Annotated in this window: 22 protein-coding genes and 1 other RNA gene; 18 read left to right on the top strand and 5 right to left on the bottom strand. The window is 66.8% G+C overall.

Features of this window, described 5'->3' with window-relative positions; genetic code table 11:
* Positions 1-534, bottom strand: coding sequence for a hypothetical protein (locus tag ABQ039_RS06555; protein ID WP_166764196.1), 534 nt, complete (start codon positions 532-534; stop codon positions 1-3).
* Complete coding sequence (locus tag ABQ039_RS06550; protein ID WP_024938004.1) at positions 531-1118, bottom strand: RNA polymerase sigma factor; 588 nt, start codon at positions 1116-1118, stop codon at positions 531-533. The genes ABQ039_RS06555 and ABQ039_RS06550 overlap by 4 nt, the downstream gene beginning before the upstream one ends.
* Positions 1119-1248: 130 nt before the next feature.
* Here ABQ039_RS06550 and ABQ039_RS06545 point away from each other — a divergent pair.
* From ABQ039_RS06545 to ABQ039_RS06535, 3 genes are all read left to right on the top strand, one after another.
* Positions 1249-1324, top strand: a non-coding RNA gene (locus ABQ039_RS06545) — sX9 sRNA.
* A 123-nt stretch (positions 1325-1447) separates the two neighbouring features.
* A complete protein-coding gene (locus tag ABQ039_RS06540) occupies positions 1448-1696 on the top strand; it encodes a hypothetical protein (RefSeq protein WP_349778459.1) in 249 nt (82 codons plus the stop codon).
* Positions 1697-1929: 233 nt separating this feature from the next.
* Positions 1930-2523 carry a mechanosensitive ion channel family protein gene (locus ABQ039_RS06535; protein ID WP_349778458.1) on the top strand — a complete coding sequence of 198 codons (594 nt, stop codon included), beginning with the start codon at positions 1930-1932 and terminating at the stop codon, positions 2521-2523.
* A gap of 155 nt (positions 2524-2678) precedes the next feature.
* On the opposite strand, the gene ABQ039_RS06530 is transcribed toward ABQ039_RS06535, so the two are convergent.
* Positions 2679-2945 (bottom strand): DksA/TraR family C4-type zinc finger protein, encoded by a 267-nt coding sequence (locus ABQ039_RS06530; protein WP_024938007.1) that lies wholly within the window; start codon positions 2943-2945, stop codon positions 2679-2681.
* Positions 2946-3076: 131 nt separating this feature from the next.
* On the opposite strand from ABQ039_RS06530, the gene ABQ039_RS06525 reads away from it, so the two are divergent.
* Positions 3077-3331, top strand: coding sequence for a DUF2789 domain-containing protein (locus ABQ039_RS06525; RefSeq protein ID WP_024938008.1), 255 nt, complete (start codon positions 3077-3079; stop codon positions 3329-3331).
* Positions 3332-3505: 174 nt separating this feature from the next.
* Here the strand turns inward: ABQ039_RS06525 and ABQ039_RS06520 are convergent, their stop codons facing one another.
* Positions 3506-3679 (bottom strand): DUF1328 domain-containing protein, encoded by a 174-nt coding sequence (locus tag ABQ039_RS06520; RefSeq protein ID WP_003489471.1) that lies wholly within the window; start codon positions 3677-3679, stop codon positions 3506-3508.
* Between the two features lie 175 nt (positions 3680-3854).
* Here ABQ039_RS06520 and ABQ039_RS06515 point away from each other — a divergent pair, with 175 nt between their 5' ends.
* The 3 genes from ABQ039_RS06515 (at position 3855) to ABQ039_RS06505 (ending at position 7072) form a co-directional block, all read left to right on the top strand.
* Positions 3855-4382, top strand: coding sequence for a M48 family metallopeptidase (locus tag ABQ039_RS06515; RefSeq protein WP_349778457.1), 528 nt, complete (start codon positions 3855-3857; stop codon positions 4380-4382).
* 183 nt (positions 4383-4565) lie between these two features.
* Complete coding sequence (locus tag ABQ039_RS06510) at positions 4566-5816, top strand: 2OG-Fe(II) oxygenase (protein ID WP_349778456.1); 1251 nt, start codon at positions 4566-4568, stop codon at positions 5814-5816.
* A 155-nt stretch (positions 5817-5971) separates the two neighbouring features.
* Complete coding sequence (locus ABQ039_RS06505) at positions 5972-7072, top strand: Glu/Leu/Phe/Val dehydrogenase dimerization domain-containing protein (protein WP_102581102.1); 1101 nt, start codon at positions 5972-5974, stop codon at positions 7070-7072.
* A 55-nt stretch (positions 7073-7127) separates the two neighbouring features.
* Here ABQ039_RS06505 and ABQ039_RS06500 read toward each other — a convergent pair whose 3' ends face one another.
* On the bottom strand, positions 7128-9983 hold the full coding sequence (locus tag ABQ039_RS06500) for a S8 family serine peptidase (protein WP_349778455.1): 2856 nt from the start codon (positions 9981-9983) through the stop codon (positions 7128-7130).
* Positions 9984-10169: 186 nt separating this feature from the next.
* Here ABQ039_RS06500 and ABQ039_RS06495 point away from each other — a divergent pair, with 186 nt between their 5' ends.
* The 11 genes from ABQ039_RS06495 (at position 10170) to pdeM (ending at position 21507) form a co-directional block, all read left to right on the top strand.
* The gene (locus ABQ039_RS06495; RefSeq protein ID WP_349778454.1) at positions 10170-11345 is read left to right on the top strand and encodes a thiolase family protein; all 1176 of its coding nucleotides are present in this window, start codon (positions 10170-10172) and stop codon (positions 11343-11345) included.
* 122 nt (positions 11346-11467) lie between these two features.
* Positions 11468-11809, top strand: coding sequence for a hypothetical protein (locus ABQ039_RS06490; protein ID WP_016904096.1), 342 nt, complete (start codon positions 11468-11470; stop codon positions 11807-11809).
* Positions 11810-12048: 239 nt separating this feature from the next.
* Complete coding sequence (locus ABQ039_RS06485; RefSeq protein ID WP_126965722.1) at positions 12049-12375, top strand: hypothetical protein; 327 nt, start codon at positions 12049-12051, stop codon at positions 12373-12375.
* Between the two features lie 116 nt (positions 12376-12491).
* Positions 12492-14201 carry a diguanylate cyclase gene (locus ABQ039_RS06480; RefSeq protein WP_126965721.1) on the top strand — a complete coding sequence of 570 codons (1710 nt, stop codon included), beginning with the start codon at positions 12492-12494 and terminating at the stop codon, positions 14199-14201.
* 96 nt (positions 14202-14297) lie between these two features.
* The gene (locus ABQ039_RS06475) at positions 14298-14855 is read left to right on the top strand and encodes a polymer-forming cytoskeletal protein (RefSeq protein ID WP_166771083.1); all 558 of its coding nucleotides are present in this window, start codon (positions 14298-14300) and stop codon (positions 14853-14855) included.
* Positions 14852-15217: a hypothetical protein gene (locus tag ABQ039_RS06470; RefSeq protein ID WP_184611019.1), complete on the top strand. Its 366-nt coding sequence runs from the start codon at positions 14852-14854 to the stop codon at positions 15215-15217. The genes ABQ039_RS06475 and ABQ039_RS06470 overlap by 4 nt, the downstream gene beginning before the upstream one ends.
* A gap of 325 nt (positions 15218-15542) precedes the next feature.
* A complete protein-coding gene (locus tag ABQ039_RS06465) occupies positions 15543-16553 on the top strand; it encodes a ligase-associated DNA damage response exonuclease (protein WP_065031828.1) in 1011 nt (336 codons plus the stop codon).
* Positions 16550-16783 carry a hypothetical protein gene (locus ABQ039_RS06460; RefSeq protein ID WP_024938018.1) on the top strand — a complete coding sequence of 78 codons (234 nt, stop codon included), beginning with the start codon at positions 16550-16552 and terminating at the stop codon, positions 16781-16783. Before ABQ039_RS06465 ends, ABQ039_RS06460 begins: the two co-directional genes overlap by 4 nt.
* The gene (locus ABQ039_RS06455) at positions 16780-18384 is read left to right on the top strand and encodes an ATP-dependent DNA ligase (RefSeq protein ID WP_102581096.1); all 1605 of its coding nucleotides are present in this window, start codon (positions 16780-16782) and stop codon (positions 18382-18384) included. The genes ABQ039_RS06460 and ABQ039_RS06455 overlap by 4 nt, the downstream gene beginning before the upstream one ends.
* Positions 18381-20873 carry a ligase-associated DNA damage response DEXH box helicase gene (locus ABQ039_RS06450; RefSeq protein WP_349778453.1) on the top strand — a complete coding sequence of 831 codons (2493 nt, stop codon included), beginning with the start codon at positions 18381-18383 and terminating at the stop codon, positions 20871-20873. The genes ABQ039_RS06455 and ABQ039_RS06450 overlap by 4 nt, the downstream gene beginning before the upstream one ends.
* Positions 20863-21507, top strand: coding sequence for a ligase-associated DNA damage response endonuclease PdeM (gene pdeM, locus ABQ039_RS06445; protein WP_349778452.1), 645 nt, complete (start codon positions 20863-20865; stop codon positions 21505-21507). The genes ABQ039_RS06450 and pdeM overlap by 11 nt, the downstream gene beginning before the upstream one ends.
* Positions 21508-21515: the final 8 nt, after the last annotated feature.

The following is a 21515-nucleotide window of genomic DNA, read 5'->3' as shown; positions in this document are numbered from 1 at the left end:
TCAGCTTGGAAAGGACGTCTCGCCCTGCGCGGCAAGACGGGTCAGTTGCAGGCGCTTGGCATAGGTGCGTTGCAGCTGCGATAACAGGAATGCAGAGCGTGGACTCTGCGCGATGGCGTGGTGGATGGCCTGTGCACTCTGGTCCAGCTCGGCCAGCGCCGGGCGCAGATCGGCCGGCACCTGCTGCACCGGCACTGCATCGATGGCCTGCTGGTACTGCCCGGCCATTGCCTGTGCCTGCGCCACCAGGCCAGGGCGCGCCGACGCTGGCGCTGGCGCCTGGGTCGAGCGATCGAGCCCTGGCACGATCGCCACCACGGCCAGCGCAGCAGCAAGCGCCACACCGAACGCGGGCCAGGCCCAGGCACGCTGGCGGCGCGGCTGCAGCGCAACCACGTTGGTGTGCGGCGTCAGTGCGGGCGCGATGCGCTCCCAGAGCTGTGCCGGTGGCTGACGTTGTTGCGGCAACGCACGCAGACGCGCGGACAACGCGGCGTCATCGGTTGCCTGCGGATCAAGCGGATCGTGATTCATGCAATGTCTCCCAGCCGCACGCGCAGCAGGCCGCGCGCGCGATGCAGTTGCGCCTTGGAACTGCCGACCGCCATCTGCAGTTCGTCGGCAATTTCCTGATGTTTCCAGCCTTCGATGTCGTGCAACACCAGTACCGCGCGTGCACGCGGCGGCAGCGTCTCCAGCGCGCGCTCCAGATCCATCTGAGTGGCCTGGCAGGCTGCGACACCTGGAATGGCAGCGAGGATCTCGCCATCGGCATCGTCCACCATCTGATCGCCCGCAGCCGAACGCGCACGCAGCTCCATCAGGGCCGTATTGACGGCCAGCCGGTGCAGCCAGGTGCCCAGCGCGCTCTGGAAGCGGAATTGCGGCAAGGCCTTCCACGCGGCAATGAAGGTCTCCTGCAGCACATCGTCGGCACGTGCCGCATTGCCCCCGCATAGCCGCCACACCACCGCATACAGGCGCGGCGCATGACGGCGGTAGATGGCCTCGTAGGCGGTGCGATCGCCGCCTGCAGCGGCACGCGCCAGCGCCGCATCGTCGCGTCCGGCCGGACCGTCACAAGCTGAGGCATCGATGGGCATGGAGGTGTCGAGCATATCCACTTCGATGCGCCGGGCAGCACAAAGGTTTAAACCGCGCCCAGGTTTTTTTGAGCACGGTTCCAGTCGCGACCGACCAGCCTACTGCGCAGCCGCCCGGCGGGCGCGGCCGGTGGTCTGAATCGGCATGGCCCCGTCGTGCCACTTCGGTTCAGAGCGTGCCGTCCTTACCCACCTGACGACTGCTCGCTTCCTTTTTTGCCGTTCTAAACCCTTTCGCCGTTCGCCGCATCCAAGCCTGCGATGGCGCAATCCTGCGCCGCATCGTTTGCCGGGAGCACCGCCGTTGGCCGCTCCAGGCGCAGGCCCCCTGATCGGACGTCGCCATGCCGCATGTTCTCGGAATCCTGCTGAGCCTGTGCTCCACCCAGTGCCCAGCCCCGCTGCCGATGGATGCAGTGCAGCTCACGCTGACGCCTGCGCGCCTGCAGGCCTGCCTGCTGCACCTGCCGTCGACGCGGCTGTCATGCGTCGAGCTGAACTCACCAGCGCACTGGTTGCTGGTACGCCGCGTCGAGCAGCTGTGGCGGCGCGTTGTCGCGTTGTCCGCGCATGGCGGCAGTTCAACGCGTTGACCGGTTGCAGCGTCATCGTGGCGTTCGGTCGCTGCTGTAGCGCCGTGTTGGCCTTCATCGATGCGCATGGCAGCGAACGCCCCGGCCACGCACAGCTGTGATATCGCAATCCATCGCAGCGCCCTTGACTCAAGCTCGCTGCCGCCACCGCTGAGCGCGCGTTCACCCCGCGCACCGGCCGCGCAATGATGTCCCCGTTACAATGGGTGTTCTCTGTGAACCTGCACGATCCGATGTCCGCGTCCGACGCTTTGCCCACCATGATCCGTAGCCTGCTGCCGCACTGGAATCTGCAGTGGCTGACCGTGGCAGTGCTGACGGTCCAGATCGTGCTGATCCTCGCCGTTGCCGCGCTGGTTCGGCTACTGCTGCGGCAAGTGCTGCGCCGCCTGTGTACGCGCTACAGCCTGCCGGCGGAAATGATGATCGGCATCCGTCGCGTGGGCAGCTTCATCATTTCCGTCACTGCGGTGCTGACGGTACTGAACGTGCTGGGCGTCTCCAGCGGCACCTTGTGGACCGCGTTCACCGGATTCGCGGCAGTCGGTGCCGTGGCGTTCTTCGCGGCATGGAGCGTGCTGTCCAATATCTTCTGCACCTTCCTGATCATCACCACGCGCCCGTTCCGCCTGCACGACCACATCGAGCTGCTGGAAGGCGGCGACAAGCCCGGCCTGAAGGGCCGGGTGATCGACATCAACGTGATTTACACGACCCTGGAAGAAACCGGCGATCATGCCGGCAGCGTACTGCAGGTTCCCAACAGCCTGTTCTTCCAGCGCACCACGCGCCGTTGGCGCGAGACCAGCCACTTCAACGCCAGCTGAGGGCGTCTGGCAGGACGTAGTGAGCCGTTATCGGGTGACTCGGTCGGCGCGTCGCAAGCACGGCATACGAATGTCGCATGTAGGCCCGAGCGATGGCCGCAGCCGCCTGTCGGCAAGCGCAGTCGTTTGCCGGTTGCGCTGAAGCCGCGTGGCAATCAACGCAGCTGGCTGTCCTTGCTGCCCCGACGGTTGTAGCCGCCTTGCGCCGCCTGCTCCTGGTCGTGCGCCTGCTGACAGTTCACGCACAGGTGCACGCCCGGTACTGCCTTGCGGCGCGCCTCGGGGATGGGCGCATCGCACTCCTCGCAGTGAGTCAGGCTCGGGCCCTGATGCAGTTGGCTCCGCGCGCGCTTGATCGCGTCCTCGACGGTCGCATCGATCTGGTCCTGCACCGCCCCATCACCTGCCCATCCGGTCGCCATGTTCGCCTCGGCTTGTCTGCTCAGAACTCAAATATGGGCATGCGCCCGGGCAAATCCAAGCCGGACGTGCACAGCGCGCTCAAATCAGGTGCTTTAGCATCCGCCCATTCGCACTCTTCGAGGAAGTCGCAATGGAACAACACGTCCACCCGTTCTCCGAATTATTCGCCCAGTTGGGCCTGCCGTCGGATGAGGTCAGCATCCGCAGCTTCATCGACGAACACTCTCCGCTGCCAGGCGACATGCGCCTGGAGGAAGCGCCCTTCTGGACACCGGCGCAGGCGCAGCTGCTGCGTGAAGAGCGCCTCGACGATGCCGACTGGATCGTGACCATCGATCAACTCAATATCGCCTTGCACACCACTGCCGAAGACACTGGCGTCTGATCCGCGCAAGAACGCAGCGAGTGTCCTGCGCTAGACCTCGCTCGCGGCCGGCTTGTCGTTTTGTTGGTTGATTAGCTTGCAGGAATAAAAAAAAGGAGCGGCCACTGGCCGCTCCTTTGCATTCCGGGCGATGTAGCCGGCATGCGAACCGCATGCCGATGCACGCCTCGGGCGTCAGGTCACCTTTTTGGCGATCGTCATGCCGAGCACGAACAGCACGATGGCGATGATGATGCCGGCCCAGAACAGGAACTTGGCAATCCCCATTGCAGCGCCCGCCATGCCGCCAAACCCGAGCGCACCGGCAATCAGTCCGATGATGGCGAAAATAATGGCCCACTTGATCATGTTTGTTGTCTCCTCATCCGGCACGGTGCCGTGTTCAGTCGTGTGCTTGCGCGGTCGTGCCGCAAAACATGCGCTGCACGCTACGCATCCGGATGTGCCGCATTCGTGAATACGCCTGACACATGACGCCACATTCGCGCATGCAGATTCGCCAGCAGCGCCTGCATCGGCGATCATGCGCAGCTCGCAGCAATCGATTGGCATGGACACTCTTCGCTATCTCGCCGGCTACCCACCCGCCGTCCTGGATCAGGTGCGCGAGCTGATCGCGCAGGACAAACTCGCCCTGGTGCTGGCACGCCGCTACCCGGATCGCCACAGCATCCGCACCGACCGGCAGTTGTACGACTACGTCAAGGCCATGAAGGAGCGCTACATGCGCTCCTCGCCCACGCTGCACAAGGCGCTCTATGACAACCATCTGCAGGTGGTGAAGCATGCGCTGGGTACGCATACGGCGATCTCGCGCGTCCACGGCAGCCGGCTCAAGGCCAGCCGCGAGATCCGCATCGCCTCGATCTTTCGCGATGCGCCCGAACCGTTCCTGCAGATGATCGTCGCCCACGAACTGGCGCATCTGAAGGAGGCCGATCACAACAAGGCCTTCTACCAGCTGTGCAACCACATGAGCCCGGACTACCACCAACTGGAGTTCGACCTGCGCCTGTATCTGACCCACCTGGCGCTGGCCACGGACGCGTGATCGTGCACCGGCTGGACGAGGCAGCCCATCGCCGCGACCACCCGTCCATGGCGACCGGTCTTCCGCCGGGGACGCGCGACCTGCACTGATCTCGGCGAGGCCGCCATCGACCTATGCGGGCCGCAGCGGCGCCCGCCTGGGATCAGGCACGACAGGGTTGCCGGCCTCTCCTAGAATGCCTCCATGCAGGCACCGTCCCTCCAGCAGCTCACCCAGGCCGCACAGACCGCCCACCCCGCAGCAATGACGGCGCTGGCACATGCATTGGTGCGTACCGGGCAGCCCGAGCAGGCGCTGGCGTGGTACACGCGCAGTGCGGCCGCAGGCGATGCCGGCGCGCAAATCGAAGCCGGCCGCATGCTGGCCTACGGTGTGGGTTGCGAGGTGGACCTGGCCCGTGCGCAGGAGCATTGGCAACACGCCGAGCGCCAGGATGTTGCGGCAGCGCGCTATCTGTTGGCGACCGTGGCCATCACCGACGCCCCGTTGATGCTCGACACGCAGGCGCAATCCCGCTTGCATGCAGCGGCCGCAGCCAACTACCCGCCCGCGCTGCGCGCGCTGGCCATCCAGCACGGCCGGATCGATCACCCCGCGCAGCAACGCAGCTGCGTTGCCTTGCTGGAGCGCGCCGCCGCAGCCGGTGACGCACTGGCTGCCGCGCTACTGGCCGAGCGCCTGCTGCGTGGCGAAGGCGTCCGGCCGCAACCCGACGCCGCGGCGCAGCTGCTGCGGCAATTGCAGCCGCTGGGTATTGCCGCGGCGCCGTCCGTGCAGATCACGCCACCGGATCCGCTCGTCGACGACCCGCGCATCCGTTTCGCTGCCCGACATGTCGCAACGCGCCGCCACGACGCGCCCATGATCGAAGAAGTCTGCGGCGTGCTGTCTGCCGACGAGTGCCGCCTGTTGATGTTGCTGGCGCGGCCGCATCTGCGCGCCTCCGAGGTGGTCGACCCCAACGATGCGCGCACGCGCCGCGCGCCGATCCGCACCAGCCGCGGCGCCACCCTGGACCCCATCCTCGAAGACTTTGCCGCGCGTGCGGCACAGGCGCGCGTGGCGGCCTGCGCGCAGCTGCCGCTGACCCATGCCGAAGCGCTGTCGGTGCTGTGCTACGCGCCGGGTGAGCAGTACCGCGCGCATCGCGACTACCTGCCGCCCGGCACGATCGCCGCCGACCGCCCCACTGCCGGCAATCGCCTGCGCACCGCCTGTGTCTACCTCAACGACGTCGAGGCGGGGGGCGATACCGACTTCCCGGTCGCGGGCGTACGCGTGCGCCCACGTGCCGGGTCGGTGGTGTGCTTCGACAATCTGCATGCCGATGGCCGCCCCGACCCCGACTCGCTGCACGCCGGCCTGCCGGTCAGCGCAGGGAGCAAATGGCTGGGAACGCTGTGGTTCCGGCAGCAGCGCTATCGGCATTGGTGAACAGATTCATACACTAGCCCCCGCCGACGTGGTTTAAAATGTTGCAGCGCGACGTGATCGGACAGGGTCTGCAGACGTCGCGTTTTTGTTTCCCATTGCACGGGTTCCGGCCCGGCCTCAGGGAAGGCACATCACGCAGCCCCGCGGAGCCTTCGATGCTTTTCGAAACCCTCGACACCACCGGCCACGAGCAGGTGATTTTCTGTCACAACCGCGACGCCGGCCTGAAAGCGATCATCGCGTTGCACAGCACCCGTCTCGGGCCCGCGCTGGGTGGCGTGCGCATGCGCCCCTACCCCAACAGCGAGGCGGCGCTGGACGATGCGCTGCGGCTCAGCCGCACCATGACCTACAAGAACGCGCTGGCGGGATTGAATGTCGGCGGCGGCAAAGCGGTGATCATCGGCGACCCAAAGAGTGACAAGAGCGAGGCGCTGTTCCGCGCATTCGGCCGTTTTGTCGACACCCTGGGCGGGCGCTACATCACCTCCGAAGATGTCGGCACCGACGTCAACGACATGGAACAGATCTACCTGGAGAGCGAGTACGTCACCGGCGTGCACCAGGTGCATCGCGGCTCCGGCGACCCGGCCCCGTTCACCGCCTACGGTGCGTTGCAGGCGTTGATGGCCTCGCTCAATCGCAGGCTCGGCCACGAGGAAGTCGGCAAGACCAGCATCGCGATCCAGGGCCTGGGCCACATCGGCATGGAGCTGGTGAAGCTGCTCAAGGAACGCGGCGCCAAACTCTATGTGGCCGATCTGAACCCGGCGCTGGTGGATCGCGCGGTGGCCGAATACGGTGCCGAAGCGGTCAGCATCGAGGAGATCTACCAGGTGCCGGCCGATGTATTCGCACCCTGCGCACTGGAAGGCGCGATCAACGAAGACACGTTGCCGCGGCTGAAGGCCAAGATCATCTGCGGCACCGCCAACAACCAGCTCGCCAGCGCCGCCATCGGCGAAGAGCTGCACAGGCGCGGCATCCTGTATGCGCCCGATTACGTGGTCAATGCCGGTGGCGTAATGAACGTGTCGCTGGAGATCGACGGCTACAACCGCGAACGTGCGATGCGCCTGATCCGCAGCATCTATCACAACCTGGAAAAGGTCTTCGACCTGTCTTCCCGCTTGGGCGTCGCGCCGCAGCAGGCGGCCGACCAGATTGCCGAGGCGCGTATCGAGGCGATCAGCAAACTCAAACTGCCGCTGGGCCGCACCGCACCGCGCTTCCTGCACAAGCTGCGCGGTGAGTGACCCACCTGTCCAGGCATCTTGCCTGGACAGATGAACCACCGATCAGGCGCGCCGATCAGAAATCGGCGCTGTAGCGCAGGCTCAACGCGCGATCGTCACCACGCTCACCCACTCGCTGGTCGTAGCCGAAGCGCAACTGGCTCTGCGGCCCCAACGGCGCGGCCGCGGTGATGCCGAACAGACCACCCGAGCGCGCCGGCTGCATGCCGCGCAACGGCGCCCATGCGTCCACGCCGATGAAGCTGGCATCCAGCGTCAGGCCGTCGCTGCTCAACGCCTGCTGCCATTCGGCATAACCGCCGAGCTGCACGCCGCGCCAGCGATAGGACGAACGCACGCCGGCCAGCACCTGGGTGCGCGAGGAGGTGCTGGCATCGGCACGCAAGCCGAAGCCGTCGCCGCCGCTTTCGCGGAATCCCTCGCTGCGCAGACGCACATAATCCAGCCCCATGTAGGGCGTCAGGCTGGCGCGCGCGCCACCCAGGCGATACCCGGTTTCCAGGTTGCCGCTGAGGTAACTGCCGCTGTAGTCGCTGAAGGCACTGCTGCGGTCTTCGCCCAACTGCAGGCTGCGCTCGATCTGCCGGTTGACGTTGCCGAAACCCAACTGGCTCAGCGTGTACGCCGACCCCAGCGTGGTACCCCAGTACAACTGCCCCTGCACCTGCCGATCGCGCCCACGTGCGCCGTCCAGATCGCCCAGGCTGTTGGAGCGCGTTTCGCCGAAGGCAAAGCCGGTGACTGCGCCCGACGCCAGGCGCAGGTCGTTGCCCATCATCCAGCCAGAGGTGGCGAATCCTGCGGTGGTCACGCCACCCTCGCCCGGCCCGCCCAGCGCACGCTGCCAGACGCCCAGCATGCGCGGCTGCTGCGACAATCCATCAAAATGCGAGGCCAACGCACGCCGCCCCAGATCGATGGTGTCGAAGGTCATCGCTGCCGACTCGGCGTGCGCACGGCCGGACAAACTACGCAGCGAATCGGCGGCAGCCTTGGCATCCGGCGACTGCTGCAACGCCGCTGCGGCGCGGATGAACCCGCTGCTGATGCCGCCAATGCCCTGCAGTTGCTGCGCATCCACCTGCTGGAACGCCTGCTCGACGCGGATTGCCGAATCCATCGCTGCCGTGCCGGTCATGCCCAGCGTGGCGGCAACGGCGGTGGCATTCAAGCTGCGCAAGGCAAGGTAAGCCGTATTGCTGTCGTACGTCAGCGAGGCATCCAGGAAGGTCACGGCCGCGCCGCGGCTGAGCGTGTCGAACGTGCCCTGCAATCCGCTGCTGGCCTGCAACAGCGTGTAGGTCGCGTTGTCGACCACGTAATCGCGGCGGCCGAGCACTTGCAGATCACCTGCAATCGTCGCGGTCCCGGTCACGTTCACCCGGTCGCCCACGTTCAAGGCAAGGCGACCGTTGCTGGCCTGCGTGTAATTGCCCGCGATCGACAGCGTCGCACTGTTGACCTGCAGGGTGCCGGCGTTATCGACGCGTCCGCCGATCCTGCCCGCACCGATCAACGTCGCACCATTGGCGATACCAACGCGCGCACTCTGCAGACTGGCCGTCTGCAAGGTGCCGCCCAGCACCTGGGTGTCGCCGTTGAACGTATTGGCGCCACTGCTCAACACCAGCGTACCGGTGCCGCGTTTGGTCAGACCACCCGTGCCACTGATGTCGTTGGCCCAGGTGGAACGCAAGGTGTTGACGGTGACATCCACCGTGCCCCAATCAAAGCGCGCCGGCCCCAGCACCGCCTTGCCGACATTGAGCAGGCCGTAGCCGAAGGTCGGGTCGACGCCGGCCGCACCCAGATCGGTGGCCGTTCCCAATAGCGTCTGCCGCACCAGATCGTTGCTGAAGTACGGAAACGCCTGCCACACCAGCGCAGCCGCACCGGAGACCAATGGCGCCGCAAACGAGGTGCCGCTGCCGTAGAAGTAGCGGATATTGCTGGCGGTCGCATCGGGGTCGAGGAACATCGAGGTGCCCGGTGCCACCAGGCAATAGCGCATCGCCACGCCACAGGCATTGGAGTACGAGGCCAGCTGCGTGGGATTGGCGGTATCCAGCGCAGCGACGACCAGCCAGCCGCGTTCCAGATCGGCGGCAGGCAGCGTGCCGTTCGGGCCCAGCTGGCTGGGCAGCGCGGCGGTATCGGAGGGCTGCGCTCGCGATTCGTTACCCGACGCGAACACCACCAGCCCATCGTTGCCGATGACGAACGGCCGGTATTCCTGCGCAATCTGGTTGGTCACCGCCGGGTCGTTCCAATACAGCCCGCCCCAGGAATTGTTCATGATGCGCACGCCGGCACTGATCAGATCGGCATGCACCGGACCCAGGCCAAGCGGGCCATCGACCTCGTTGCCTTCGCCGCTGCCGTCATCGTCCGGTGCTTCGTCGCTGATGATGCGTGCCGACACCAGGCCGGCGCCGCTGGCGATGCCGCCCGGCCACTGGCCCACTGCGCGCCCGGCTGCCAGCTGCGCGACCACCGTGCCGTGGCCCACCACATCGCCCGCAGCGACGTTGTTGGTACGCGGATCCACATAGATGAAGCTGTTGCTGACCCGCCCCTGCAAGGCCGGATGATTGGAATTGATGCCGGTATCGATCACGCCGATGCGATAGCCCGCACCGGTGAAACCCAATGCCTGCGCAGCGCGTGCGTTGGTCAGCGCCAGATGCGCGTCGAATGCGGGTTCCGGGGTCGTCGGCGGTGCCACCACCGGCGGCGGAGGTGGTGGCGGTGGCGGTGAAGTCGGCGGCGGTGGCGGCGGTGGCGACGTCGGTGGCGGTGCCGTCGGTGTACTCGGACGGATACCACCGCCCCCACCACCGCCGCCACACGCGGTCAACGCCACGGCCAACGCCGAGGCCAGGACAGTCCTGGCGACGTCTGTCTTGTTCATTTGATGCTCTCCCCGAACCCATTCCATGGATAGGGCCCAATCCCGGGCCCGAACGCCGTCTTTATACTGCATCCTCACACGGCTGTCGCAGCTGATTGCGTAGCGAATGTCGCAGCGCCGGGGGGCGTGCTGGCGCGAACCGAGCATGAGGCAGATAATCGTTTCACTTTAAACGGTATCTCCTTTATGTCCGACATCGTCATCGTTGCTGCCAAACGCACTGCCATCGGCTCGTTCCTTGGTCAATTCAACGGTGTGCCGGCGCCGACGCTCGCCGCCACTGCGATCCGCGGCGCACTGGCGCAGTCCGGCGTCGCGCCGGCCGACATTTCAGAAGTCATCGTTGGCTGCGTCCTGCCGGCCAACCTGGGCCAGGCGCCCGCACGTCAGGCGGCGATTGCCGCAGGCATCCCCACCTCCACCGGCGCCACCACCATCAACAAGGTGTGCGGCTCGGGCATGAAGGCGATCATGTTCGGACACGATCTGATCAAGGCAGGCTCGGCCAGCATCGTGGTCGCCGGCGGCATGGAGTCGATGAGCAATGCGCCGCATCTGCTGCCCAATTCGCGCACCGGCAACCGCTACGGCAACTTCCAGGCGGTCGACCACATGGCCTGGGATGGGCTGACCAACCCTTACGACGGCCAGGCGATGGGCGTGTTCGGCGAGGCCACCGCCGAGAAGTTCGGTTTCAGCCGCGCCGATCAGGATGCGTTTGCGATCGCCTCGGTCGAACGCGCGCAGGCTGCCCAGCGCAGCGGCGCGTTCGCCGATGAAATCGTTCCGGTCACCGTGGCCACACGCAAGGGCGAGGTGGTCGTCGACAGCGACGAGCAACCGGCCAAATCCGACATCGCCAAGATCCCGACCCTGAAGCCGGCCTTCAAGAAGGACGGCAGCGTCACCGCCGCCAGCTCGTCCAGCATCTCCGATGGCGCGGCGATCACCGTGCTGATGGGAGCAGACGAGGCGCAGCGGCGTGGCATCGCACCGTTGGCGCGCATCGTGGGGCATGTCACCCACTCGCAGGAACCTGAGTGGTTCGCCACTGCGCCGGTCGCTGCCATCCAGAAGTTGATCGGCAAGATCGGCTGGCAACTGGACGAAGTGGATCTGTTCGAAATCAACGAAGCATTCGCCGTGGTGGCGATGACGCCGATCGCCGAGCTGGGCATTTCGCACGACAAGGTCAACGTCAACGGCGGTGCCTGCGCTTTGGGCCATCCGATCGGCGCATCCGGTGCCCGCCTGGTGGTGACATTGGTGAATGCGTTGCGCACGCGCGGTGGCAAGCGCGGAATCGCGACCCTGTGCATCGGCGGCGGCGAGGCGACTGCCATCGCTATCGAATTGATTTAATTGTTTTTAACGGCGATTTTGCAAAACTGAATGCGCGCACGCTTGACACTGGTCTTTGGACCGTCATCATGTCGGGGGCGCGCAATAGCGCGTTGCCTAATCTAACGACGAGGATTGAAACAATGACCATTAACAAGCTGCTGATCGCAATGGCTCTGGGCCTGGCCCTGACCGCTTGCTCGAAGCCGGAACAGGCTCAGGACGCTGCTGCTTCGGCTAACGAAGCTGCTGCCGACGCTCAGACCGCTGCTGACCAGGCTGCTGCCTCGGGCTCGCAGTCGGCTGACGCCGCTCAGGCTGCTGCCAACACCGCCGCTGCTTCGGCTGACACCGCTGCTGACGCTGCCCAGGCTGCTTCCGGCGCCGCCACCGACGCTGCTGCTGAGCAGGCTGCCGACGCTGCCAAGACGGCTGAGAACACCGCCGAAGCTGCTAAGGACACCGCCGAAGAAGCCAAGAAGTAATCACTTCTTAGCTCCAAGCGAGTTCGGAAAAAGCCGCTGGTTTCCAGCGGCTTTTTCTTTGCCCGCGATTTATAGGCGCCTGACCAGCGTTGCCGTTCCTGCACCGGAGCGGCTCCCTGTCGCGACGTGCACGGTGCATGCCGCCCGTTGGCTGAATGGCCGGCCGCGCATTGACGCCGGCTGCATCGGCCCGTGCATAAGCTCGCTCTTCCAACACCGGAACAGGAACAGGACCACCCATGAAGACGATCCGCATGCTGTCGCTGAGCGCCATCGCCGCTCTCACCCTCGCCGCTTGCCAGGGCCCTGACGCCGAGCAGGCGCAACGCGATGCCGCCTCCGCTGCCAAGCACGCTGCGGCTGCGACCGAACAAGCTGCCGATCGCGCCGCCGTGCAGGCCAAGGCCGCCACCGCAGATGCACGCGTGGCTGCACGCGAACTGGCCGCCGATGCGAGCCGCGCAACCGCCAATGCCGCAGACGCCACTGCCGACAAGACCCGCGAGATGGCCAACAAGGCCGAGCAGAACGCCGACAAGCACGACGCCGACCATCCGCAGCATTGATTGACCGTGTGACCGTATCAGCAGTTTGCGAACGCGCCGGCCAAATTGGGCCGGCGCGCTTGTTTCCCGCCAACGGCGACCTCGTGTTGTCGAGGCTGGCAGGCTAGCATTCGTCCATGCCCTCCTCTTTTACCGCGCGCCGCCGCAACCAGCTGGCGCTGGCGTTCTCTGCCCTGATCTTCATCGCCATCGGTATCGGCATCTTTGTCGGTGCCCGTCGCTCGTTGGCCGATGCCGCGCTCGTCTCGCATACGCATGAAGTGATCGGCCGGGTCGACGAGATCCAGGCGCGCGTACTGGATGCCGAATCGGCGCAGCGCGGCTTTCTGCTCACCGGCAACGATGCCTATCTGCTCGACTATCAGACCAGCGTCGAGCGCCTGCCGATCCTGCTCGATAACCTGCGTCGCCTGATTGCCGACAATCCCGACCAGGTGCAGCACCTGGACACCTTGCAGCGACTGGTGGAAACGCGCCTGCAGCAGATCCAGCACGTGCTCGACGTGTACGCGCAGCAGGGCCTGGAGCCGGCCCGCGCGGGCATCCGGCAGACCGCCTTCCGCACCACCAGCGCGATCCGCGAGCAGGCGCTGACCATGGTGCAACGCGAGCAGGAGCTGCTGACCCAGCGCGCCGAAAGCAGCCGACAAAGTGCGGCCTTGCTGCTGGTGCTGGCACTGGCCGGCATCCCGTTCGGGCTGGCGGTGGTCGGTACCGTCTATGCCTTGCTGATGCGCGAACTGCGGCATCGCTCGCAGGCCGAGAAACTGGCAGCGCAGGCCAATCGCGAGTTGGGCGACAGCGTCGTTGCGCTACAACGCAGTACCGCCGATCTCAATCTGCTCAGCCGCTATACCGGCCTATTGCAAAGCTGCATCAGCGCAGAAGAGGCGCTGATGGTGAGCAGCCGCACCCTCGCCAGCCTGCTGCCGGGCGTTGCCGGAAGCGTGTATCTGCTGCGTGCCTCGCAGGATCGCGCCGAGGCGATCAGCCATTGGGGCGAGCCGCTGGTGCACAGCGCGCCACATCTGCTGCCTGAAGAGTGCTGGGCGCTGCGCCGTGGACAACCGCACATCGTCGACGACCTGGGCCGGGATGCGCTGTGCGTGCATATCGGTACGCCCGAGCCCGGCAGCGCCGTCACCACCGCATGCCTGCCGATGTCCGCGCAAGGCACCCAGCTCGGCTTCCTGTTCCTGTCTTCGCCGGGTCCGGGGCCGATGCCCCGCCTGGAAATCGCCGAGGCGGCCGCCGAACAGCTGTCGCTGGCGTTGAGCAATCTGCGCCTGCGCGAATCGCTGCGCCGTCAGTCGATTCGCGACCCGCTGACCGGGCTGTACAACCGCCGCTATCTGGAAGAATCGCTCAGCCACGAACTGGCGCGCTGCGCACGCCGCGGCCTGCCGTTGTCGGTGCTGATGCTGGACGTGGACCACTTCAAGCAATTCAACGACAGCCAGGGCCACGCCGGCGGCGATCTGCTGCTGGCGGCGCTGGGCGAGTTGCTGCTGACCCGGCTGCGTGCCGAAGACGTCGCCTGCCGCTACGGTGGCGAAGAGTTCACGGTCATTCTTCCCGAGGCCGATGGCGTCGAGGCGCTGCGCGTGGCCGAGGACATTCGCGGCCACATCGCGGCCCTGGCAGTCAGCGACGGCCCGCGCTCGTTGCCGCGGGTGACGGCCTCGATCGGCGTGGCCAGCTTCCCGGTCGATGGCGAACTAGGGGCCAGCCTGATCCAGAAGGCCGATGCGGCCCTGTATGTCGCCAAGCACGGCGGTCGTAACCGGGTCGAGCGGCATGGCGCCGCCACGCCCGCAGTGGACTGAGCACGCGCGCCATCGGTGCTGGTTTGCGTAACCCGTCACACAAAAGATCGGTCCGCGCGGCGATAGTCGGTTTTGACCCCCGAGCGAGACAGTCCGATGTCGATGTGGCGCGATCAAGGTCCCAACAAGAAAGACGGCGTTCCCGCAGCCCCTGAGGTCCCGGCTGCCGATGGGCGGCTGTTCACTGCCGAGGCCAGCCCGGCACCCCCGGTGCCCGCCGCCGCGCCACCGAGCGCCGCACCCGCCGCGGCCACACCGCAGCGCCAGGGCGAGGCCAAGGAATCGCTGATCGCCGCCGACATCAGCATCGAAGGCAAGATCGAGGGCGCCGGTCACGTGCGTCTGGCCGGCCGCTTCAAGGGCGATGTCAACGTCAAGGGCGATCTCACCATCGAGCGCGGCGCCAAGCTCAACGGCGGCGTGCGCGCCAACAAGGTGATCATCGCCGGAGAGCTGGAGGGCAATATCGAATCGGCCGCGCAGGTGGAGCTGCAGACCTCCGGCGTGCTGGTCGGCGACGTCAAGGCCGGCAGCCTGACCGTGGCCTCGGGTGCGCGCATGCGCGGCCAGGCCGATTTCGGCTGGGGCGAGGACACCGGCAAACCGGTCGTTGCGGCCAAGCCGGTCGTCAGCGGAGACAGCGACGCCACATGAGTGCGCCCCGCCCGGGCACGCCCGGTGCCACGCGCAGCTGCCCGCACTGCAAGGCGACGATCCTGGAAAGCGCCAGCGTCTGCCCTGCGTGCAAGCACCACCTGCGCTTCGACTCGGCGGCGGCGCAGCACGCACAACCGGCACCGATCGTGCCGCTCAAGGTCGACGGCGCCATTCGCCATCCCGCCGATGGCGATCCATGGGAATACACCGTGGTGGTGGTGGTGCGTAACGGCAAGGGCGAGGAGATTCGGCGCCAGGTCGTGGATGTCGGCGCAATGCAGGCCGGCGAGGAGCGCGGCTTTACGCTGGCGGTGGAGGCGACTGCGGTGCGTTCGCCTGGGCGGCGGTCGCGGCATTAGCGGTTGGGGCGGGGAATCGGGAATCGGGAATCGGGAATCGGGAATCGGGAATCGCGGCGGATGATGCGGGCCAGCGCCTGCGTGGGTGTTCGATTTCCGAGTGCTGACTGCTTGTTCGATACGCAATGGTGCGAGCTGGCGGCGGGCGTGCTGCATTGACGGACAGCTCATGCCACGCCAGGCGCTTGCTCGAGTCGATGGCCTTGCCTTGATCGCGCACTGGCTCGACTAGCGATTGCGATCTGCAGGCCTTGGCGCAGTGGTGCGTCGATGCGTGCCATGCCCATTCTCAGGATCTGCACACCGGCTTGGCCAGAGTTGCCGCATGCGCAACGGCAACGGACAACTTGGCGATCTGGTGGTGCTTGGCCCCGAAGGCCTGTATTGCCCGCAGGGCGACTTCCATATCGATCCCTGGCGGCCGGTGCCACGTGCGGTGATCACGCATGGGCATGGCGACCACGCACGCAGCGGCATGGGCGAATACCACTGCACGCACGAGAGCTTGCCGATCCTGCAGTGGCGCCTGGGCGAGCAGGTCTATCACACGCATGCCGACGGTGAAGCCTTCGAGCTGGGACGCGCGCGGGTGTCGCTGCATCCGGCCGGGCATGTGCTCGGCTCGGCGCAGGTGCGCATCGAGGTGGATGGCGAAGTCTGGGTTGCATCGGGCGACTACAAGCGCCAGCACGATCCCACCTGCAAACCGTTCGAAGTGGTGCCCTGCGACACCTTCATCACCGAAGCGACCTTTGGGCTGCCGGTGTATCGCTGGCCGGATACCGCCGATGTCGCGGCCGACATCGTCGCCTGGCGCCACGAATGTGCAGAGCGCGGCGAGGCCGCCATTCTGTATTGCTATGCCCTGGGCAAGGCGCAACGCGTATTGGCGGAATTGCGCGCCTGGGATACGCAACCAGCCTTGCTGCATGGCGCGATTGCGGTGGGCGTGGAGGTGTATCGCCAGGCCGGCATCCCGATGCTGGATACCCAACCGGTCAGCGAACATGCGCGTGGCGCCGACTATGCCGGGCAACTGGTCCTGGCGCCGCCATCGGCGGCCGGCAGCGCCTGGATCCGTCGCTTCCGGCACGCGCAACAGGGTTTCGCATCGGGCTGGATGCGCATTCGCGGCAATCGCCGTCGGCGCAACTATGACCGCGGTTTTGTGGTGTCCGATCATGCCGACTGGCCGGACCTGCTGCGCACCATCGAAGACACCGGCGCACGGCGGGTGATCGCCACCCACGGCAACACCGATGCCTTGATTCAGCACCTGCTGGAACGCGGCGTCGCTGCCGAAGCCTTCCGTACCGATTTCGGAGCCGAGGAATGAACCCCTTGCCTGCACGTCGTTATGCGCGCGCGCGCCCACGGATCCGCTTGACCGGCGCACTCGCGTTCCGTCGCCACGCATTGGCGTTTCGCGTGCACCGCACACTGCCGGCGGCAGTGATCGGGCCGCCACGACCTTACCGGCGCCCGCGCTGCCTGGGCGCATTTACGCGGCGCGCGCTGGAACTGCGTGCTGCCGACAACCGCACCAAGCTGCAGGGCCCGGCGTGAAGCGATTTGCCGCGTTGTACCGCACCCTGGATCGCAGCACCGGCACGCTCGACAAGCGTGCGGCCTTGGTCGCGTATTTCCGCAGTGCGCCGCCGTTCGACGCGGCGTGGGCGCTGTACCTGCTGGCCGGTGGCAAGGTGGCCAGCACGCGCATGCGCATCGCCAGCAGCGGCGAACTGCGCGAATGGATCACCGACACCGCCGGCATCGCCGACTGGCTGGTGGCCGACAGCTACGACCATGTCGGCGATCTGGCCGAGACCTTGGCCTTGTTGCTGGACGACCCGATCACCGAAGCGGCCGATCTGCCGCTGGCCGAGTGGATCGAACAGCGGTTGCTGCCGATCGCCAACCAGGACGTGGAAGTGCGCAAGGCCTGCATCGTGCAGGCGTGGCGCAGCCTGGCCTTCGACGAGCGCCTGGTGTTCAACAAGCTGCTCACCGGCGCCCTGCGCGTGGGGGTGTCGCAGCGACTGGTGCAGCAGGCGCTGGCGGAGATGTCCGGGATAGAGATCGCGCGCATTGCACAGCGCATGCTCGGCAGCTGGCGGCCGCATCCGGGCTATCTGGCCACTCTGCTGACCGCCGAGGAACTGCCCGGCGATCGCCAGCAGCCCTACCCGTTCTTTCTCGCCTCGCCACTCGAAGCCGAGGTCGAAACGCTGGGCGCGGTCGATGACTGGTTGCTGGAATGGAAGTGGGACGGCATTCGCCTGCAGTTGATCCGGCGCGCTGGCGAAGCGGCGTTGTGGTCGCGTGGCGAGGAACGCCTGGATGGCCGTTTCCCGGAGATCGAACAGGCCGCGCTGCAGTTGCCCGACGGCACGGTCATCGATGGCGAGCTGCTGGCCTGGCAACCGGAGCAGTCCTTGCCGATGCCGTTCACCGCCTTGCAGACGCGCATCCAGCGGCTCAAGCCCGGGCCGAAGACATTGGCGGCGGCGCCGGCGCGCGTGGTTGCCTACGATCTGCTCGAGCTGGACGGCGAAGATTTGCGCGAGCGCCCCTTGCAGGAGCGTCGCGCATTGCTGGAAGGCGTGCTGAGCACGCTCGCCGACCCACGCATCGTCGCCTCGCCGCTGGTAAAGGCCGGCGACTGGCAGGCGGCCGCGCAGCTGCGCCTGGATGCACGCGAGCGCGGCGTGGAAGGGTTGATGCTCAAGCGCGCCAGCTCCGCCTACCAATCCGGCCGCCGGCGCGGCGACTGGTGGAAGTGGAAGATCGACCCGCTCACCATCGATGCGGTGCTGCTGTACGCACAAGCCGGCCATGGCCGCCGCAGCACGCTGTACACCGACTACACCTTCGGGCTGTGGCACGAGGGCCAGCTGGTGCCGATCGCCAAGGCCTACTCGGGGCTGGACGACAAGGAGATCCTGCAGCTGGATCGCTGGATCCGCGCCAACACCACCGAACGCTTCGGACCGGTGCGTGCGGTCACCGCGCACCATGTCTTCGAACTGGGGTTCGAAGCGGTCAACCGCAGCGCGCGGCACAAGTCCGGCATTGCGGTGCGTTTCCCGCGCATCCTGCGCTGGCGACAGGACAAGCCGATGAACGAGGCCGACCACCTGAGCAGCCTGCAGGCGCTGGCACGGTGAGCGCTGCGGCGCAGACACGCGGCACGCCCTTGCAACAATGGCGTGCCTGGTTCGCGCAGCGCGGTTGGGCGCCGTTGCCGTTTCAACGTGATGTGTGGAAGCGCTATCTCGCGGGCGAGTCCGGCTTGCTGCATACGCCCACCGGCAGCGGCAAGACGCTGGCAGCCTTCGGTGGGCCGCTGCTGGAGGCCTTGTCCACGCGTGGACGCAAGCCGGCGAGCAAGCCCGCCACGGCCGCGCGACGCCAACAGCAACGCACGCTGCAGGTGCTGTGGATCACGCCCCTGCGCGCACTCGCCGCCGATACCGCACGCGCGCTGCGCGAGCCGGTGGAGGCCCTGGGGCTGGATTGGCAGGTGGGCCTGCGTACCGGCGACGCCAGCGCGCGCGACAAGCGGCTGGCGCGCAGCGGCAAGCTCGATGTGCTGGTCACCACGCCCGAATCGCTGGCCTTGCTGTTGTCGTATCCCGACACCGCGCCGCAGCTGTCGGCGCTGCGCTGCGTGATCGTCGACGAATGGCATGAGCTGCTCGGCAACAAGCGTGGCGTGCTGCTGCAACTGTGCCTGGCGCGGCTGCGCGGCTGGGCGCCGCAGCTGCGCATCTGGGGCCTGTCGGCAACGCTGGGCAACCTGGCGCAGGCACGCGACGTGCTGTTGCCGCATCGCCCCGATGCCGCGCTGGTGTCGGGCGTCAAACCCCGCGCGATGACCCTGGAGACGCTGCTGCCCGACAGCGGCGAGCGCTTTCCGTGGGCCGGGCATCTGGGTCTGGCGCAGCTGGCGCGCGTATTGCAGAAGATCATGCAGCAGCGCACCAGCCTGGTGTTCACCAATACGCGCGCCCAGGCCGAGTTGTGGCATCAGGCCTTGAGTGCGGTGTGGCCGGACGATCTGGCCACGCTCGCGCTGCATCACGGCTCGCTGGACCCGTCCTTGCGCGCGGCGGCCGAGCAAGGCCTGCGCGACGGCAGCCTGCGTTGCGTGGTCGCCACGTCCAGCCTGGATCTCGGCGTGGATTTCCCGGCTGTCGATCAGGTGCTGCAGGTCGGCAGCCCCAAGGGCATTGCGCGCCTGCTGCAACGTGCCGGCCGCGCGCGCCACCGTCCGGGCGAATCCGGGCATGTGGTGTGCGTGCCCTCGCATGCGCTGGAACTGGTGGAATACGCCGCCGCGCGGCGCGCCATCGTGCATGGCCAGATCGAGGCACGGCCGCCGCCGCGCCTGTCGCTGGACGTGTTGGCGCAGCACTGCGTGACCCTGGCATTGGGCGGCGGTTTTCAGGCCGATGCCTTGTTCGAGCAGGTGCGCGGCACCGATGCGTTTGCGGCACTGGATCACGCCACCTGGCAGGCGGTACTGGACTTCATCGTGCAGGGCGGCAGTGCGCTGGCGCATTACCCCGATTTCCACAAGGTCGTGCGCGACGAAGAAGGCGTGTACCGGGTCATCGACCGGCGCGTCGCGCTGCGGCACCGCCTGTCCATCGGCACGATCACCAGCGACGGCAGCGTGCGCGTGCAGTTCCTGCGCGGCGGCCGCCTGGGCGCGGTGGAAGAGCAGTTCGTCGGCCGCCTGCGCCGTGGCGATCGGTTTCAGTTTGCCGGCCGTTTGCTGGAGCTGGTGCGGCTGGAAGACATGACCGCCTACGTGCGCGTGGCCAAGGGTGGCAGCGGCGTGGTGCCCAAATGGATGGGCGGGCGCATGCCGTTGTCCTCGGCCCTGGGGCGCGAGGTCGAAGCGGTGTTTGCCGATCCCAGCGACGCGCCGGAAATGCAGGCGCTGGCGCCGTTGCTGCGCCTGCAGGCCTCGCTGTCCTCGCTGCCCGGCCCGGACCATTTGGTGGTGGAAAGCATCAAGGCGCGCGATGGCCGGCACGTGTTCGTGTATCCGTTCGCCGGCCGCCAGGTCAACGAAGGGCTTGCCGCGTTGCTGGCAGCGCGCTGGGGCAGGCGTCAGCGCAATACCTTCAGTTTTGCTGCCAACGATTACGGATTCGTGCTGTCACCGGCGCAGGATGTGGAACTCGATGCAAACGTCCTGCAGGCGCTGCTGTCGCCGGAGGGGCTGTTCGCCGATCTGCGCGACAGCCTCAACCTGGGCGAACTGGCACGCCGCCAGTTCCGCGAGATCGCGCGCGTGGCCGGCTTGCTGTCGCCATCGCTGCCCGGCCGTGCACCACGCAGCCTGCGGCAGCTGCAGGCCTCCAGCGGATTGCTGTACGACGTATTGCAACGTTTCGATCCCGATCACCTGCTGCTTGCCCAGGCCGAGCGCGAAGTGTTCGAAGGTCAGCTCGAACTGGCGCGGCTTGCGCATGCACTGGAAGATTGCGCGCGGCGCGAACTGCGCCTGTGCAAACCGCGCAGCCTCACCCCACTGTCGTTTCCGTTATGGGCCGAACGCGTGCGCGGCCAACTGAGTACCGAAGACTGGAAGGCCCGCGTGTTGCGCGCTGCCGAACAACTGGAGCGTAAACATGGGCGATAGCGTGCAGTTGCAGCTTGCTGGCGAAACAGTGGAACTGCTCGGCGAACGCGCGCTGTATCGACCGGCGCAACGCGCCTTGCTGATCGCCGACCTGCATCTGGGCAAGGCCGATGTGTTCCGTCGCGCCGGCATCGGCATGCCGGCCGGCGGCACCGCGCACGATCTGGAGCGGCTGGATGCGCTGCTGGAGCAACGCGACGTGGATGCGTTATGGATCCTCGGCGATCTGTTGCACGGGCCTGCCCCGCGCGCGGCCTGGCATCGCCGCTGGAGCGCATGGCGCGAGCATCACTGCGCGTTGCGCGTGATCGCCATCCGCGGAAACCACGACCGCGCGTTGGCCGGTGCGGATCTGCATATCGAAGCGGCCGGCGAACAGGTCGAAGATGGTCCCTTCGTGCTGCGCCACGATCCGCTGCCGCATCCGACCGGGCATGTACTGTGCGGGCACCTGCATCCGCTGGCCGCGCTGCCCGGCATGTCGCGTCGCTGGCCGGCGTTCTGGTTGCGCGAGCGCGTCACCATCCTGCCGGCGTTCTCGCATTTCACTGCGGGCATCGTGCCAACGCTGGTCGAAGGCGAGCGCCTGGTCGCCTGCGTGGAAGACGATGCGCTGGCATTGCCGGTGCGTTAGCGGGCGCG

The organism is Xanthomonas sp. WHRI 6108 (assembly GCF_040202385.2).
Lineage (GTDB): Bacteria > Pseudomonadota > Gammaproteobacteria > Xanthomonadales > Xanthomonadaceae > Xanthomonas > Xanthomonas arboricola.
Note: the sequence above shows the minus strand (reverse complement) of the source record. Positions and strands in the feature narration are given on the sequence as shown.

Bases quoted from the DNA above. Each gene is read 5' to 3' on its own strand.
- ABQ039_RS06555 (WP_166764196.1), bottom strand. From the start codon at position 534: ATGAATCACGATCCGCTTGATCCGCAGGCAACCGATGACGCCGCGTTG.
- ABQ039_RS06550 (WP_024938004.1), bottom strand. From the start codon at position 1,118: ATGCTCGACACCTCCATGCCCATCGATGCCTCAGCTTGTGACGGTCCG.
- ABQ039_RS06540 (WP_349778459.1), top strand. From the start codon at position 1,448: ATGCCGCATGTTCTCGGAATCCTGCTGAGCCTGTGCTCCACCCAGTGC.
- ABQ039_RS06535 (WP_349778458.1), top strand. From the start codon at position 1,930: ATGTCCGCGTCCGACGCTTTGCCCACCATGATCCGTAGCCTGCTGCCG.
- ABQ039_RS06530 (WP_024938007.1), bottom strand. From the start codon at position 2,945: ATGGCGACCGGATGGGCAGGTGATGGGGCGGTGCAGGACCAGATCGAT.
- ABQ039_RS06525 (WP_024938008.1), top strand. From the start codon at position 3,077: ATGGAACAACACGTCCACCCGTTCTCCGAATTATTCGCCCAGTTGGGC.
- ABQ039_RS06520 (WP_003489471.1), bottom strand. From the start codon at position 3,679: ATGATCAAGTGGGCCATTATTTTCGCCATCATCGGACTGATTGCCGGT.
- ABQ039_RS06515 (WP_349778457.1), top strand. From the start codon at position 3,855: ATGCGCAGCTCGCAGCAATCGATTGGCATGGACACTCTTCGCTATCTC.
- ABQ039_RS06510 (WP_349778456.1), top strand. From the start codon at position 4,566: ATGCAGGCACCGTCCCTCCAGCAGCTCACCCAGGCCGCACAGACCGCC.
- ABQ039_RS06505 (WP_102581102.1), top strand. From the start codon at position 5,972: ATGCTTTTCGAAACCCTCGACACCACCGGCCACGAGCAGGTGATTTTC.
- ABQ039_RS06500 (WP_349778455.1), bottom strand. From the start codon at position 9,983: ATGAACAAGACAGACGTCGCCAGGACTGTCCTGGCCTCGGCGTTGGCC.
- ABQ039_RS06495 (WP_349778454.1), top strand. From the start codon at position 10,170: ATGTCCGACATCGTCATCGTTGCTGCCAAACGCACTGCCATCGGCTCG.
- ABQ039_RS06490 (WP_016904096.1), top strand. From the start codon at position 11,468: ATGACCATTAACAAGCTGCTGATCGCAATGGCTCTGGGCCTGGCCCTG.
- ABQ039_RS06485 (WP_126965722.1), top strand. From the start codon at position 12,049: ATGAAGACGATCCGCATGCTGTCGCTGAGCGCCATCGCCGCTCTCACC.
- ABQ039_RS06480 (WP_126965721.1), top strand. From the start codon at position 12,492: ATGCCCTCCTCTTTTACCGCGCGCCGCCGCAACCAGCTGGCGCTGGCG.
- ABQ039_RS06475 (WP_166771083.1), top strand. From the start codon at position 14,298: ATGTCGATGTGGCGCGATCAAGGTCCCAACAAGAAAGACGGCGTTCCC.
- ABQ039_RS06470 (WP_184611019.1), top strand. From the start codon at position 14,852: ATGAGTGCGCCCCGCCCGGGCACGCCCGGTGCCACGCGCAGCTGCCCG.
- ABQ039_RS06465 (WP_065031828.1), top strand. From the start codon at position 15,543: ATGCGCAACGGCAACGGACAACTTGGCGATCTGGTGGTGCTTGGCCCC.
- ABQ039_RS06460 (WP_024938018.1), top strand. From the start codon at position 16,550: ATGAACCCCTTGCCTGCACGTCGTTATGCGCGCGCGCGCCCACGGATC.
- pdeM (WP_349778452.1), top strand. From the start codon at position 20,863: ATGGGCGATAGCGTGCAGTTGCAGCTTGCTGGCGAAACAGTGGAACTG.